Below are 12,677 nucleotides of genomic sequence, written 5' to 3' on the forward strand. Positions count from 1 at the left end.
TTTTAAGCGGAATAAAAAATAAAATTTTAAGCAAATTTGTTTAATCAAACTATCTCGTTTTTTTCATTTACATGAACTATCGTGGGCTCAAATTTTTTAGCTTTTTTAAATTTCATAGTTGCGTAAGCTACGATTATAACTACATCACCGATACAAACTTTTCTTGCAGCAGCGCCGTTTAAGCAAATTTCGCCTTTTTTATCGCCTTTTATGGCATATGTGGAAAATCTCTCGCCGTTATTTACGTTTAGAATTTCGACCTTTTGAAATTCCGTTAAATTTGCAGCATTTATAAGCTCTTCATCGATGGTTATAGAGCCTACATAGTTTAAATTCGCATCCGTTACAACGGCTCTGTGGATTTTACTTGCTAAAACTTCTACTCTCAAAAACACTCCTTATTTATCTCGCGCTAAAAATTAGGTCAAATTTCGCAGGCAATTATCTATCTTTTCTTCCTAAAAATTCCAAAACGACCTCCTTATCGCTAAAAGGATATTTAACCCCTTTTATCTCCTGATAAGGCTCGTCTCCTTTGCCTAAAATCACTAAAATTTGCCCTTCTTTTAGGCTTTTTAGCCCGATTTCAATCGCTTTTTTGCGATCAGGCTCGCGGATAACGGTATCGTTCATTTGCATGCCGTTATATATCTGCTGGATGATTGACATCGGCTCTTCGCTTCTTGGATTATCGCTTGTTACTATGCAAAGCTTTGCAAAATGCTGCACGATAGAGCCCATCTTAGGGCGCTTGGTGTTATCCCTATCGCCTCCAGCTCCAAAAACGACAACTTGCTCATAGTGGCAAAGCGCGCTTAAAACTTTCTCGATCCCATCGGGCGTATGAGCAAAATCAACGATGACAAGAGGATCTTGGCTAACAACCTCCATCCTACCCTCAACGCCGCCAAAATTACTAACCGCAGATGAAATCTCCTCGCAACTCTTATCCGTCAAGCTAGCAACGCAAGCGGTGGCGGCGATAAGGTTATAGAGGTTAAATTCGCCCTGCAAATTCGAAGCTATCTCAAGATCGCCTTTTGGGGTTTTAATAATGGCGTTTATGCCGTTTTTTAGCCCGTAAGCGATAGGCGAAAATGACGCATGTTTTCTAAGAGAGTAAGTAAGCGCATTTTTAGCGTTAAATTTCAAATTTCCGTCGTCTATGTTTATGATTTTTAAGCTGTCATCTTCAAAAAAGCTGCTCTTAACGCGTGCATACTCTTCAAATGTTTTGTGATAATCAAGATGATCTTGGGTTAAGTTCGTAAAAATTTTAGCTTCAAATTTAAGCTCCTCTATGCGATTTTGATCTATCGCGTGAGAGCTTACCTCCATCACGAAATACTCACATTTTTGCTCACTGGCGGATTTTAAATAACTAAGCGTGCGTAAAATTTCGCTTGTTGTAAGCGCCTTTTGATCTATTCGCTCATCATCTATAAAAGCTCCGCGGGTTCCGCAAAGTCCGCACTTATAACCCAAGTCAAGCAAGATAGAATAAATCGCCGCAGCCGTTGTCGTCTTGCCGTTTGTGCCTGTTATGCCTATTATCTTGATATTTTCATCTATATTTAAGAGCTTTTTACACTCCTTTAGGCTGATGATTTTAGCGCCTTTATCTATAGCGTTTTGAGTAAATTTCGAGTTTGTGTGAGTTTGGACAAACAAACACCCCTCTTCGCATTCGTTTGAATTGTCCGTGATAAATGAATTTTCAATGTAAATTTTCACTTTTGCGCCTTTTGTTTATCTCGCAAATCAAAGAGTTTAACCTCTCGTCGCCCGCAAATAACACAGCCGCGCTTTCAAGGTAGTTTAATCCCATCTCTATAAAATCATTTTTAATTAAATTTTCTAAAAAGTCCAAAAAATCATCGCGATTGTTTATCATAACTCGAGTTGAGAACATTATATCTTCAAAAACGCTTTTGAAATTTCCCTCTTTTTTAACCGCATCCATAAAATCATCATAACTTATGGCGTTTTGAGCTTCAAGCTCGTCTTTTTCGTCAAATTTAGACTCCAAAGTGGCTAAAATTTCGTCCAAATCCTCAGCACTCATGCCGACTTTTTCTTTAACTTTAAAAATTTCAAACAGCATCATGGCTTCATCGTGTCTGGTTTTAGCAAGCGAGCAAATCATGATAAAAAACAAAAGCCTTTTATCCTTTTTTTTATCGTAAGCCAAAGAAAAATAATTTATAGCCTCGTCAAAGCTACCTTTATAAAAGGCCTTGATACCAAGTTTTTTATAATCAATCAATCTAATCTTACCTCTTCTCCGATAGGGATATTTATCACCTCAAGTTCAGGGTGAATATCCATTCTAAGCTGTCTTTCGATACCGTATTTAAGAGTAGTTCCGCTGGCTGCACAACCGTGGCAGTGTCCCGTTAAGCGAACATAAACTTTGCCGTTTTTTATACCTAAAAGCTCCATGCCGCCGCCGTCTCGCTCAAGCATAGGCATTACCTTTTGCAAGCTTGCGCTAACAGGTTTTAAAAGCTCTTCATCTGTAAATGGAATCATCTCTTACCCTTTGTTTTTGTTTGAATTATACACCTACTTTGGCAAAATAAATTTTAAATTTTGGAAGTTTCGGGAGTTTTTAAGGTTTAAGGGCGAATCCGCCCTTAAAATTTTAGTTTAGCAGAAGTGATTTTATGTCTATTTTTTGCTCTATCATCTTGCTTTCAAGCATAAATTCCTGAGTAGCTTCAAGCGCTTTTATATCTTCAGCCGTGATCTTTGAGCTAAAATCATACTGAGGATACATGCTTTTAACGGCCTCTATGCTAAGTCCGGTCTCCTCGGCGGTAAATTTAAGCGCCTCTTCTTCGTTTGCTTTTATAAAATCTAAAATTTCATCTTGAGTCTTTTTAAATTTTTCAACTAAATCTTTGTGCTTCTTATAAAACTCTCCGCTTGTCGCAGTTACTATCACGGGGCTTATCACGCCTTTGCCCGTAGTTACGATATGAAGTCCCGATTTTTGTGCGTTATAGGCGGCAGGTCCCGCTAAAAGCGCCATATCAACGCTTCCGTTTTCAAGTGCGGCTTGCGCAGGCGGGATACCCATGGATATAAACTCAACGTCGTTTATGCTAAGTCCTCCAAGCGCAAGGTATCTAACTAAAAGCTCGTTTAATATCGTGCCTTTTGGCCCTGCGATCTTTTTGCCTTTTAGATCTTTTGGCGATTTTATGCTTTTATCTTTTGCAAATATCACAAAAGCTTCAGGCGCTCTTGAATACGCGCTTATGATCTTGATATCAGCCTTGTTTGCAGCCGCTAAAATAACCGAAGTGCCGCCCACGCAGTTAAGAAACTGAAGCGAATTTGACGCAAGCGCTTGAGTCTGCTTGGCTCCTGAGGTTATCTCAAAGTATTCAACCGGCACGCCAAATGATTTGGCGTAAAAGCCTTTGAATTTATCGACGATTGACGGGACGTTTAGCGGCGATTTGACGTAAGTTATGCCGATTTTGTCTAAGCCTTCTTTAGCGTTTGCAATAGAGCAAAGCAAAGAAAACGCACATAAAATTTTAAAAATTTTTCTCATCTTTTCTCCTTTTTGATATTTCAAAATAAAATTATATAAAAACTTAACTTTATCTTGGTTTTAATTATCAATTACTATAATACTTTTTGCGAATTTCAAATCATTCAAAGGAGTAAAGATGAAAGATTTAGTTGTTTTGGAAAATTCCGGAAATTTCAATCCCGCAGATATCGATGAGATAATGCTAAGTATCGGTTGGGCGAGTAAAGAGCACACCAGAAAAGATATGCAATGGGCGCATTATGATATGTTTAGGACGTATGACTATGTCGCTATGGCTAAGCTTGGGGATAAGACGATCGGCACACTTGAAGCGTTTTGCGACAGGGATAATTTTGCAACTTCATATCTTTACTCGATCATGGTGCATAAAGACTATCAACGCAAAGGCGTTGGAACTGCACTTATGGAGGCTTTCAACAAGAAATTTAAGCATACTACGACTTGGGTCGTAACGCCGATTAGTAAAGGCAAGGATGCGATCGCTTTTTTAGAGAAATTCGGCTTTAAGGATAACTCGGCAAATTTTGCAGTTTGCACTAGAATGCGAGATAAACCGCTAAATGTGAGCTAAAATTTCGCGCTTTAGCCTTATGAGATCGCCCTCAAGCAGATCTCTGGGCTTAGTTAAATTTGACAGATCATAGCTTGCTTTGATAGCGCCGTTTTCAAGCAGGATTATCTCATCGGCTAAAAACAGCGCTTCATCGATGTTGTGCGTTACAAAAAGGATGGTTTTATCCGCTTGAATCTTTAAAATTTCAGCCTGCATATTAGCTCTCGTAAAGGCGTCAAGCGCCGCAAAAGGCTCATCCATGAGGATCAAATTCGCCTCATACGCAAGCACTCTTGCAAGCGCCACGCGAGAAGCCATGCCGCCTGAAAGCTGAGAAGGAGCAGCGAATTTAAACTCGCTAAGCCCTATCGTGTCGATTAGTTTATCGATTTTAGCCTCGTTTATCTCATGCTTTTTAAGCGAAAAAACGATATTTTCATATACGTTCAAAAAGGGCATGAGCCTAGCCTCTTGAAAAACAAATCCGATTTTAGCGCCTTGCTTGATATCAATCTTTCCTGCGGTTGGATTTTCAAACCCTGAGATAAGACGCAAAAGAGTGGTTTTACCACATCCGCTTCTACCAAGAACTACGGTAATCTTGTCTTTTTTTATAGTCAAATTTAAATTTTTTAAAATTTCAAAGTTCTTGTCTTGGATAACAAAGCTCTTGGATAAATTTGATATTTGTATCATCTGCCCGCCTTTAAAGGCTCAAATTTGGATATGAGCTTTAAAAATATACGATCAATCAGCACCCCGCAAACTCCAATCGTAAAGATACCCACAAATATCCTATCCGCGCGCGAAAGCTCCTCTGCATCAAGAATAAGATAGCCAAGTCCGCTTGAAGCCGCGATCATCTCAGCTCCTATGATAGCCCTCATCGCGTATCCAAAGCCGATACGCATACCGACAAAGATATCTTTCAGCGCGCTTTTCAGGATGATTTTGTAAAAAATTTCAAATTTGCTAAAACCGAAAATTTTACCTACTTCAATGAGCTTAATATCGCAACTCGTTAGCCCCTTGGAGATACTTAAAAACATCGGAAAAAACGAGGCAAGAACGATGATGATAACTTTTGGAGTCTCGTTTATACCAAACCAAAGCACCAAAATCGCAATCAAGCTAAGAGGCGGGATATTTCTAAAAAACTCCAAAATCCACTCGTAATAAGAGGTGATTTTAGGCTTGAGCGATGCAAGTCCGCCAAGCAGTAAAGCAAGCGCGAAAGCAAAGGCATAACCTATAAAAATGCGCTTAAAGCTAATGAGAGTGTGAGTCGCAAGCTCGCCGCTTAAAACCATGTTAAACATTGTTTTAAAGGTTGCAGCGGGACTTGGCAGGATATAGGCGGTAAAAATTTCAAGCTCGCAAACTATATGCCAAGCTGCAAATATAATAAAAATCAAAATGCTCTTTTTGAAAATTTGCCTCATAGGCCGTCTCCGTTGTGGCAGCCGTTTTCGCAGTGTAAAAGCTCTACGATCTGATAGCTCTTAAGCTCGTGAAATCTATAAGCAAAAGCATTTTCTATCTCGTCTTTGCTTTTTAGGCTTATGGCTTTAATACCTAAATTTTCAAAAAATCCAACAGGAATAGGACTTGAATTTATCTTTGTGGCAGGCAAATTTATCTCATTTAGCTCTCTAAATTCTTTCCATGTCAAAAATGTGGTTCGAGCCAAATTTAACCCTCTGCCAAGCTCGGCTAGATCCTCGCAAGGAGTAGTTATAAAAAGGTGTTCGTCATCTTTTAAATTTGTGCTAAGCTCAAGTGCAGTCTCTATCAAGATGGGATTTAAGGTTGAAATTTGAGCTGATTTATCTTTAAAATTTGAACTTATAAAATTTACGGCTCTTGGACATCTGGAGTCTAATATGAACTGTTTGGATTTTAATTGCTCTTTATATGAATTTTTAACATTTAGGATATGATTTATCTTGCACTCTACAATCTCAAATCCTTTGTCCGCAAGTAGCTTTTGCAAATTTTTTACTTGATACATACTTTTTACGACGGGATTTAGCCAAACTAATTTTTTCATAAGCTCTTTCGTTAAATTTATGAATAAACTTGATAATTAAACTTAAAATTGTATCTTTTGAAAATTTAAAATGAAGTAAAAATCGGATTTAAAAATATACTTTATGTAGATTGTGTGGATTAAAATTTTAGAGAGCCGAAGCTCTCTAAAAAATTATTCGCTTACTAGCTCTATATAAGCCATTTCCGCAGCATCGCCGCGTCTTAAGCGAGTTTTGATTACTCTTGTATAACCGCCGTTGCGTCCTACGAATTTAGGAGCAATCTCGGTAACTAGCTTATTTGTAGTCTCTTTATCTTGAAGACTTGCAAAAACGGCTCTATGGGCATTACTGTCGCCTTTTCTGGCTCTTGTGATAAGCTTTTCTATATAGCTTCTAAGCTCTTTTGCTTTTGGCAGAGTAGTCTCAATTTTTTCGCTTTTTATAATTGCGATTGCTAAATTTTTAAGCAATGCCGAGCGATGAGATGATGTTCTGCCTAATTTTCTATAACCATGTCTATGTCTCATTTATTTTCCTTTACTCGTTTGCACTCATTTGTGATTTCAGCTCAGCAATCTTCTTTTTGAGCTGGTCTTTGCCGTCTTTTAGAACGTCGCTACCTACAGGATAACCGATCTCTTCCATAACGGCTTTTATCTCTTCAAGAGATTTTTTACCTAAATTTTTAAGCTCTTTTAACTCATTCTCATCCATTAAAGCAAGCTCGCCGATAAATCTAACTTCAGCTCTATCAAGGCAGTTAAAGCTTCTAGCGCTTAAATTTAGCTCTTCAACGCTTTGAAGTAGCTTTGCATGGTCATTTCCTAAGGATGAATTGCTACCTACTTGAGAAGTTATATCAATCTCTAAAATACTTTTAAATACAGACATCTGCTGATACATAGCATCAACAGCATTCTTAAATGCCTCAATCGCACCGACTTGACCGTCAGTTGTGACAGTAAAAACTATCTTTTCATAGTCTGGATTATCTTCAACCAAAACATTTTCAATATCATATACCGCTTTTTTAACCGGAGTAAAGAAAGCATCAAGAGCTATATAATCCTCTTCCATCGCATCGCGAATTTCTTCACTTGGAACATATCCTATGCCTTTTTGGATAATGACAGAAAATTTTAAGTCGGCATCTTCATTAATAGTAGAAAGATAGTCTTCAGGACTTACTATCTCAACCATATCATTGGCCAAATCCTTTCCCTTTATCTCTCTTGGTCCTTTAAAGGAATACTCTATAACTTCACGCTCAGAATCGGTTTTAAGCTTAAATCTTAAATTTTTCAAATTTATAATAAACTGCGCCACATCTTCAAGCATTCCTCTCATGGAGTCAAACTCATGAGAAACACCTTCGATCTTAACACCCGTAGGAGCAAATCCAACGGTGCTGCTATAAAGCAGACGGCGCAACGGATGAGCTAATGTTACGGCATATCCTGCTTCAAAAGGATAAGTCGTTATTTTAGCAACATTCTCGCTTATACTTTGAACCTCAATCTCTGTAGGCATATAAGCTGATGTAGTAATCTTTCTCATTATTACACCTCTTATTATTTAGAATAAAGCTCTACTATAAATCTTTCCTCTACAGGAATGACAACCTCTTCTCTTTCCGGTGTTCTTGTAAAAATTCCAAATTTTTTATCTTTTTCAACATCAACCCAAGAAACAATTCCAGTTTGAGCGGTAAGATCAATCGCTCGAACGATTTGAGGATTGTTTTTTGACTTCTCTACTATTTCTATCTTAGATCCAGCATCAACTCTATATGACGGGATATCTACTTTTTTGCCATTTACCAATATATGTCCGTGAGTAACAAGCTGACGAGCAAATCTTCTAGTTGTTGCAAAGCCCATTCTATAAACTACGTTATCAAGTCTTTGCTCTAAAAGTTGAACCAAAAGTGCACCCGTATTACCTTCTCTTCTAGCCGCTTCTTGAAACAATCTTCTAAACTGCTTTTCAGAAATTCCGTACATAAATTTAGCTTTTTGTTTTTCGCGAAGCTGTAAGCCGTATTCGCTGATCTTGGCTCTTCTTTGTCCGTGCTGTCCCGGTGCATAAGGGCGTTTATCAAGCGCTGATTTACCGGCCAATCTTCTCTCACCCTTAAGAGCCAAACTTACACCCAAACGTCTTTCTAATTTTTCAACAGGTCCTCTATATCTTGCCATAATAATTCTCCTAAATTTCTAATTACACGCGGCGGCGTTTTGGTGGTCTGCAACCATTGTGAGCAAGCGGAGTTATATCTTTAAGGAATACAACTTTAATACCTTCAATTGCGCCTACGCTTTTCACGGCTGTTTCTCTACCACTTCCAGGACCTTGAACTTTTATGCCCACCTCTTTAATTCCATGCTCTTTAGCTTTATTCATAGCATCTTCTACCGCTTGCTGAGCTGCATATGGAGTTGATTTTTTACTACCTTTAAAGCCAAGTGCGCCCGCACTGCTCCAAGCTATGGCATTACCCATCTCATCTGTAACCGTAACCATAGTGTTGTTAAAAGTTGCACTTATATAAACAACACCTTTGGCAATACTTTTTCTTACTACTTTCTTTTTAGTTATCTTTCTTTTTGCCATCATCTATCCTTATTTTGTTGCAGAGCCAACAGTTTTACGCTTACCTTTTCTAGTTCTAGCGTTTGTTTTAGTCTTTTGACCGCGCACCGGAAGACCCTTTCTATGGCGAAGACCTCTATAACTTCCAAGATCCATAAGAGCTTTTATATCCATAGCAACGCTCTTTCTAAGATCACCTTCAACCACATGCTTCTCTTGGATCTCTTTACGAATAGCAGCAGCCTCATCTTCAGTTAGCTCATGAACTCTCTTGTCATAAGAAATTCCGGTAGCCGTAAGAATCTCTCTTGATTTATGAAGGCCGATACCATAAATGTAAGTTAGACCATACTCAATTCTCTTTTTTTTCGGTAAATCTACACCTGCAATACGAGCCATTCTTTTATCCTTGTCTTTGTTTATGTTTTGGATTTTCACAAATTACGTGAACTATGCCTTTACGTTTGACAACTTTACATTTGTCACACATCTTCTTTACAGAAGGACGAACTTTCATCTTAGTCTCCTAAAAATTTATTCCACTTTTTTAGGGCTGCATCAGGTTTAAAGAAATTGTTAAACCAACTATTTTCAAAACAAGTGGTAGGCTTTGAAAACAATTCTTCATACAGCATTTGTTGCAAAGGGCTGATTTTAGCCAAATTTAGCTTTTATTTTACTTATGACGATAAATTATCCTGCCCTTGTCAAGACTATACGGCGTGAGTTCTACCTTTACCCTGTCTCCTGGCATTATCTTGATATAATGCATTCTCATCTTGCCTGCGATATGGCACAAAATGACATGCTTATTATCAAGTTCAACTTTAAAAGTTGCATTAGGCAGAGCCTCTATAACGTTACCGTCAATCTCTATGACGTCGTCTTTTGCCACTATTTTCCTCCTTTCATAAATTTTATTTTTATTCGGTTGCAAGATTGCAACGTGAATAACCTTAAATTTTAACTCACCACAAATTAAAATTTTACAATTCACAAATCAAATTTGTAAACTGCAAAAACTTAGGCGATAAATTTGATATAAATTTTACACTTTGCTTAAAATTTCAGCTCTTCCGTTTATAATGGCCACGCAGTGTTCATAATGGCTAGTTCTTAAACCGTCCTTGCTAGTCACTTTCCACTTATCATCGCCGACTACAGGAGTGCCTTCTTTTTGACAAATCATTGGCTCTATGCAAAAAACCATTCCGTTTTTGATCTTTGGGCCGGCTTTTGGATTGTTCCCTTCTAAGTAGTTTGGCACTTCAGGCTCTTCATGCGGGCGCTTGCCTATGCCGTGTCCGCAAAATCCTCTTAACGGTACAAACCCTCTTGCAAGGATAAATTTCTCAAGCTCATAACTAAGCTCTTTAAAATGCATTCCCTCTCTTATGATATCAATGGCAAAATAAAGCGCATCTTTAGAGCAAGCTATTAAAGCTTCATCCTCTTTTGAAATTTGACCCACTCCGAATGTACGAGCGGAATCACCGAAAAAACCGTTTAAATTCGTTCCTATATCAACCCCGACTATATCACCCTCTTGCAGGATTGTTTTATCAGGAATTCCGTGGATTACAACTTCATTTAGACTTATACAAGCCGCATTAGGAAAGCCGTAAAGTCCTTTGAAAGCAGGCTTTGCACCGGCTTTTATTATCATATCCTCGCAAATTTTATCAATCTCAAGAAGTGAAATTCCTGGCTTTATGATACTTTCAACATAATCAAGAGTGCGAGCGACAATTTGATTTGCCGCTCTAAGTTTTTCAATTTCAGCCGGTTTTTTAAGCGAAATCGCCATTTTATAAACCTACCGCACTTAAAGTTTGGTATTTGTTCATATAAATTTGAGCCTCGATCCTTCTCATAGTATCAAGAGCAACCGAAACGACGATCAAAACAGATGTTCCGCCAAAATAAAACGGCACACCCATAAATTTAACCAAAACCCAAGGCAGGGTCGAGATAAGACCAAGATAGATAGAACCGCTAAAAGTTAGTCTTGAAGCGATCTCATTTAGATATCCTGCAGTGCCCTCGCCCGGTCTAATTCCAGGTATAAATCCGCCTTGTCTTTTTAAATTCTCGCTGATATCTTTTGCATTAAATACGATTGACGCGTAAAAGTATGCAAAAAACACGACAAGCAAGAAAGTTAAGAAGTTAAACATATAGCTGTTCGGGTTTAAAAAGTCGTTAATCGCTTGGATATATTTATTTGTGCTTGCCTGAAAGATAGTACTTGGAAACATCAATATGGCGCTAGCAAAGATAGGCGGGATAACGCCACTTAAATTTACTTTAATAGGTATATAGTTCATTATGCGCTTATTTTGATTTTCCATAACAACTTTTCTTGAGTAAGATACGGGAATTCTCCTCTCGCCCATTTCGACAAATATAACAACACCTACGGTTATGAGTATAACAAGCAAAATTCCAATAACTACTAAGAAGTTCATTTCGCCTGTATTTACTAAATTTATAGTTCCACCGATCGCTGCTGGGATTCCGCTAACGATACCCGCAAAGATAATAAGACTGATTCCGTTACCTATACCTCTTTGAGTTATTTGCTCGCCTATCCACATCAAAAGCATCGTTCCGGCCAGCATTGAAGCTGCCGAAATAGCTATAAACAAACTCATATCTATCATAATAGCTTGCTCGCCGCCTCTTCCGCTTAGACCTTGCAAGCCTATACTAACACCGATTGCCTGAACGATAGTAATGACGATAGTTGCATAACGGATAATCTGCATATATTTTTGCATACCGTCGCGATCTTTTTTCATTTTTCCCAGTGCCGGGAATGTAGCTGCGAGTAGCTCCATAATAATCGAAGACGTAATGTAAGGCATAATGCCAAGCGAGATGATACTTAATCTTTCTGCAGCATTACCGCTGAACATATTAAATAATCCTAGTGCATTAGAACTGTTTGAATCAAAAAATTCTTTAATGACGTCGACATTAACACCAGGAACCGGCACGTATGCCAGTATCCTGTAAGCAAATAAAAATGCCAACGTGATGAGTATCTTGTTGGTCAATGTCTTATTCATTATGCACGTCCGCTAACGGTTACGTTCTCGTCTTTGATTTTTGCAACAAGCCCTTTAGCTCCTGTTCCGATCAATTTAATTTTCAAAACGCTGCTTGAAATTTTATGAACGGTTGCTATGCTAGCGACAGTGATCTCGCTTAGCTCTTTTACGGCTGTTATCTTATCTACGTTGATCACATAAGGCTTTACTACTCTAGATGTAAATCCAACTTTTGGAAGACGTCTTTGAAGCGGTTGTTGTCCACCCTCAAAACCTCTTTTTTCGTTATAGCCTTTTCTAGCTCTTTGACCTTTATGTCCTTTGCCTGCGGTTTTACCTTGACCGCTACCTTGACCGCGTCCCAATCTCTTAGTTTCGCGAGTTGAACCGGCAGCCGGAGTTAATTTTTCAAGTCCCATATTCCCTCTCCTTAGCTTTTAAGCATACTTAATGCTTTGATTGTAGCGCGAACAACGTTTGCAGAGTTGTTTGAGCCAAGTGATTTTGTCAAGATATCCTTGATACCTGCAAGCTCTAGAATAGGGCGAGTTGAACCGCCTGCGATAACACCCGTACCTTCGCTTGCCGGGCGAAGTAAAATTCTACTTGCGTTATATTTTACCTCTATATCATGAGGAATTGTTGAGCCTTTAAGCTTAACATTGATAATGTTTTTGAAAGCATCATCAACAGCTTTTCTAATCGCATCAGGAACTTCTTTAGCTTTACCGAAGCCAAAACCGACTAGTCCGTTTCTATTTCCGACTACTATAAGAGCCGTAAATCTAAATCTACGACCGCCTTTAACAACCTTTGTAACCCGACCGATATCGACGATTACTTCTTCAAATTCTTCTCTATTATATTTTTCCATCGAT

General features: G+C 38.4%; 20 protein-coding genes. 1 reads left to right on the plus strand and 19 read right to left on the minus strand.

The genetic code is table 11. From position 1 onward, the window contains the following. Positions 1 to 44: 44 nt before the first annotated feature. The 5 genes from panD to ACHJH3_RS09000 all read right to left on the minus strand — a co-directional run bounded on the left by panD (position 45) and on the right by ACHJH3_RS09000 (position 3,565). Entirely contained in the window at positions 45 to 389 is a 345-nt protein-coding gene (gene panD, locus ACHJH3_RS08980; protein ID WP_407064537.1) for an aspartate 1-decarboxylase, read from the minus strand. A gap of 52 nt (positions 390 to 441) precedes the next feature. After that, positions 442 to 1,734 (minus strand): UDP-N-acetylmuramoyl-L-alanyl-D-glutamate--2,6-diaminopimelate ligase, encoded by a 1,293-nt coding sequence (locus ACHJH3_RS08985; protein WP_407064538.1) that lies wholly within the window; start codon positions 1,732 to 1,734, stop codon positions 442 to 444. Next, complete coding sequence (locus ACHJH3_RS08990) at positions 1,718 to 2,266, minus strand: histidine kinase (protein ID WP_173030335.1); 549 nt, start codon at positions 2,264 to 2,266, stop codon at positions 1,718 to 1,720. Before ACHJH3_RS08990 ends, ACHJH3_RS08985 begins: the two co-directional genes overlap by 17 nt. Beyond that, positions 2,263 to 2,532: a NifU family protein gene (locus tag ACHJH3_RS08995; RefSeq protein ID WP_169941705.1), complete on the minus strand. Its 270-nt coding sequence runs from the start codon at positions 2,530 to 2,532 to the stop codon at positions 2,263 to 2,265. The genes ACHJH3_RS08990 and ACHJH3_RS08995 overlap by 4 nt, the downstream gene beginning before the upstream one ends. Before the next feature lie 112 nt (positions 2,533 to 2,644). Next, the gene (locus ACHJH3_RS09000; RefSeq protein WP_172197062.1) at positions 2,645 to 3,565 is read right to left on the minus strand and encodes an ABC transporter substrate-binding protein; all 921 of its coding nucleotides are present in this window, start codon (positions 3,563 to 3,565) and stop codon (positions 2,645 to 2,647) included. A 118-nt stretch (positions 3,566 to 3,683) separates the two neighbouring features. Here ACHJH3_RS09000 and ACHJH3_RS09005 point away from each other — a divergent pair, with 118 nt between their 5' ends. Further along, positions 3,684 to 4,139, plus strand: coding sequence for a GNAT family N-acetyltransferase (locus tag ACHJH3_RS09005; protein ID WP_407064539.1), 456 nt, complete (start codon positions 3,684 to 3,686; stop codon positions 4,137 to 4,139). On the opposite strand, the gene ACHJH3_RS09010 is transcribed toward ACHJH3_RS09005, so the two are convergent. The 14 genes from ACHJH3_RS09010 to rpsE all read right to left on the minus strand — a co-directional run bounded on the left by ACHJH3_RS09010 (position 4,125) and on the right by rpsE (position 12,673). Beyond that, positions 4,125 to 4,817 carry an ABC transporter ATP-binding protein gene (locus ACHJH3_RS09010; protein ID WP_407064540.1) on the minus strand — a complete coding sequence of 231 codons (693 nt, stop codon included), beginning with the start codon at positions 4,815 to 4,817 and terminating at the stop codon, positions 4,125 to 4,127. The two genes, ACHJH3_RS09005 and ACHJH3_RS09010, sit on opposite strands and share 15 nt — an antisense overlap. Beyond that, a complete protein-coding gene (locus ACHJH3_RS09015; protein WP_407064541.1) occupies positions 4,814 to 5,563 on the minus strand; it encodes an ABC transporter permease in 750 nt (249 codons plus the stop codon). The genes ACHJH3_RS09010 and ACHJH3_RS09015 overlap by 4 nt, the downstream gene beginning before the upstream one ends. Then, positions 5,560 to 6,171, minus strand: coding sequence for a hypothetical protein (locus tag ACHJH3_RS09020; RefSeq protein WP_407064542.1), 612 nt, complete (start codon positions 6,169 to 6,171; stop codon positions 5,560 to 5,562). The genes ACHJH3_RS09015 and ACHJH3_RS09020 overlap by 4 nt, the downstream gene beginning before the upstream one ends. A gap of 153 nt (positions 6,172 to 6,324) precedes the next feature. Next, complete coding sequence (gene rplQ, locus ACHJH3_RS09025) at positions 6,325 to 6,681, minus strand: 50S ribosomal protein L17 (RefSeq protein WP_172197047.1); 357 nt, start codon at positions 6,679 to 6,681, stop codon at positions 6,325 to 6,327. Between the two features lie 10 nt (positions 6,682 to 6,691). Next, the gene (locus ACHJH3_RS09030) at positions 6,692 to 7,711 is read right to left on the minus strand and encodes a DNA-directed RNA polymerase subunit alpha (RefSeq protein WP_407064543.1); all 1,020 of its coding nucleotides are present in this window, start codon (positions 7,709 to 7,711) and stop codon (positions 6,692 to 6,694) included. A gap of 14 nt (positions 7,712 to 7,725) precedes the next feature. Continuing rightward, positions 7,726 to 8,352, minus strand: a complete 627-nt coding sequence (gene rpsD / locus ACHJH3_RS09035; RefSeq protein WP_169941720.1) for a 30S ribosomal protein S4 — start codon at positions 8,350 to 8,352, stop codon at positions 7,726 to 7,728. Between the two features lie 22 nt (positions 8,353 to 8,374). Next, a complete protein-coding gene (gene rpsK / locus ACHJH3_RS09040; RefSeq protein WP_169941722.1) occupies positions 8,375 to 8,767 on the minus strand; it encodes a 30S ribosomal protein S11 in 393 nt (130 codons plus the stop codon). Positions 8,768 to 8,776: 9 nt separating this feature from the next. Further along, positions 8,777 to 9,145 carry a 30S ribosomal protein S13 gene (gene rpsM / locus ACHJH3_RS09045; RefSeq protein WP_169941724.1) on the minus strand — a complete coding sequence of 123 codons (369 nt, stop codon included), beginning with the start codon at positions 9,143 to 9,145 and terminating at the stop codon, positions 8,777 to 8,779. A gap of 4 nt (positions 9,146 to 9,149) precedes the next feature. Then, on the minus strand, positions 9,150 to 9,263 hold the full coding sequence (gene rpmJ / locus ACHJH3_RS09050; protein ID WP_169941726.1) for a 50S ribosomal protein L36: 114 nt from the start codon (positions 9,261 to 9,263) through the stop codon (positions 9,150 to 9,152). A 159-nt stretch (positions 9,264 to 9,422) separates the two neighbouring features. Beyond that, on the minus strand, positions 9,423 to 9,641 hold the full coding sequence (gene infA / locus ACHJH3_RS09055) for a translation initiation factor IF-1 (RefSeq protein ID WP_002943098.1): 219 nt from the start codon (positions 9,639 to 9,641) through the stop codon (positions 9,423 to 9,425). Between the two features lie 153 nt (positions 9,642 to 9,794). After that, positions 9,795 to 10,553: a type I methionyl aminopeptidase gene (gene map / locus ACHJH3_RS09060; RefSeq protein ID WP_407064544.1), complete on the minus strand. Its 759-nt coding sequence runs from the start codon at positions 10,551 to 10,553 to the stop codon at positions 9,795 to 9,797. A 1-nt stretch (position 10,554) separates the two neighbouring features. After that, positions 10,555 to 11,817 (minus strand): preprotein translocase subunit SecY, encoded by a 1,263-nt coding sequence (gene secY, locus ACHJH3_RS09065; RefSeq protein ID WP_169941730.1) that lies wholly within the window; start codon positions 11,815 to 11,817, stop codon positions 10,555 to 10,557. Next, complete coding sequence (rplO, locus tag ACHJH3_RS09070; RefSeq protein ID WP_169941732.1) at positions 11,817 to 12,218, minus strand: 50S ribosomal protein L15; 402 nt, start codon at positions 12,216 to 12,218, stop codon at positions 11,817 to 11,819. Before rplO ends, secY begins: the two co-directional genes overlap by 1 nt. 11 nt (positions 12,219 to 12,229) lie before the next feature. Next, on the minus strand, positions 12,230 to 12,673 hold the full coding sequence (rpsE, locus tag ACHJH3_RS09075; RefSeq protein WP_169941734.1) for a 30S ribosomal protein S5: 444 nt from the start codon (positions 12,671 to 12,673) through the stop codon (positions 12,230 to 12,232). Positions 12,674 to 12,677 lie beyond the last annotated feature (4 nt).

Source organism: Campylobacter canis, assembly GCF_045504005.1.
Taxonomy (GTDB): domain Bacteria; phylum Campylobacterota; class Campylobacteria; order Campylobacterales; family Campylobacteraceae; genus Campylobacter_A; species Campylobacter_A canis.

Coding starts and splice junctions, on each gene's coding strand:
- ACHJH3_RS08995 (WP_169941705.1), bottom strand. CDS start 2,532: ATGATTCCATTTACAGATGAAGAGCTTTTAAAACCTGTTAGCGCAAGC.
- ACHJH3_RS09000 (WP_172197062.1), bottom strand. CDS start 3,565: ATGAGAAAAATTTTTAAAATTTTATGTGCGTTTTCTTTGCTTTGCTCT.
- ACHJH3_RS09005 (WP_407064539.1), top strand. CDS start 3,684: ATGAAAGATTTAGTTGTTTTGGAAAATTCCGGAAATTTCAATCCCGCA.
- ACHJH3_RS09010 (WP_407064540.1), bottom strand. CDS start 4,817: ATGATACAAATATCAAATTTATCCAAGAGCTTTGTTATCCAAGACAAG.
- ACHJH3_RS09015 (WP_407064541.1), bottom strand. CDS start 5,563: ATGAGGCAAATTTTCAAAAAGAGCATTTTGATTTTTATTATATTTGCA.
- ACHJH3_RS09020 (WP_407064542.1), bottom strand. CDS start 6,171: ATGAAAAAATTAGTTTGGCTAAATCCCGTCGTAAAAAGTATGTATCAA.
- rplQ (WP_172197047.1), bottom strand. CDS start 6,681: ATGAGACATAGACATGGTTATAGAAAATTAGGCAGAACATCATCTCAT.
- ACHJH3_RS09030 (WP_407064543.1), bottom strand. CDS start 7,711: ATGAGAAAGATTACTACATCAGCTTATATGCCTACAGAGATTGAGGTT.
- rpsD (WP_169941720.1), bottom strand. CDS start 8,352: ATGGCAAGATATAGAGGACCTGTTGAAAAATTAGAAAGACGTTTGGGT.
- rpsK (WP_169941722.1), bottom strand. CDS start 8,767: ATGGCAAAAAGAAAGATAACTAAAAAGAAAGTAGTAAGAAAAAGTATT.
- rpsM (WP_169941724.1), bottom strand. CDS start 9,145: ATGGCTCGTATTGCAGGTGTAGATTTACCGAAAAAAAAGAGAATTGAG.
- rpmJ (WP_169941726.1), bottom strand. CDS start 9,263: ATGAAAGTTCGTCCTTCTGTAAAGAAGATGTGTGACAAATGTAAAGTT.
- map (WP_407064544.1), bottom strand. CDS start 10,553: ATGGCGATTTCGCTTAAAAAACCGGCTGAAATTGAAAAACTTAGAGCG.
- secY (WP_169941730.1), bottom strand. CDS start 11,817: ATGAATAAGACATTGACCAACAAGATACTCATCACGTTGGCATTTTTA.
- rplO (WP_169941732.1), bottom strand. CDS start 12,218: ATGGGACTTGAAAAATTAACTCCGGCTGCCGGTTCAACTCGCGAAACT.
- rpsE (WP_169941734.1), bottom strand. CDS start 12,673: ATGGAAAAATATAATAGAGAAGAATTTGAAGAAGTAATCGTCGATATC.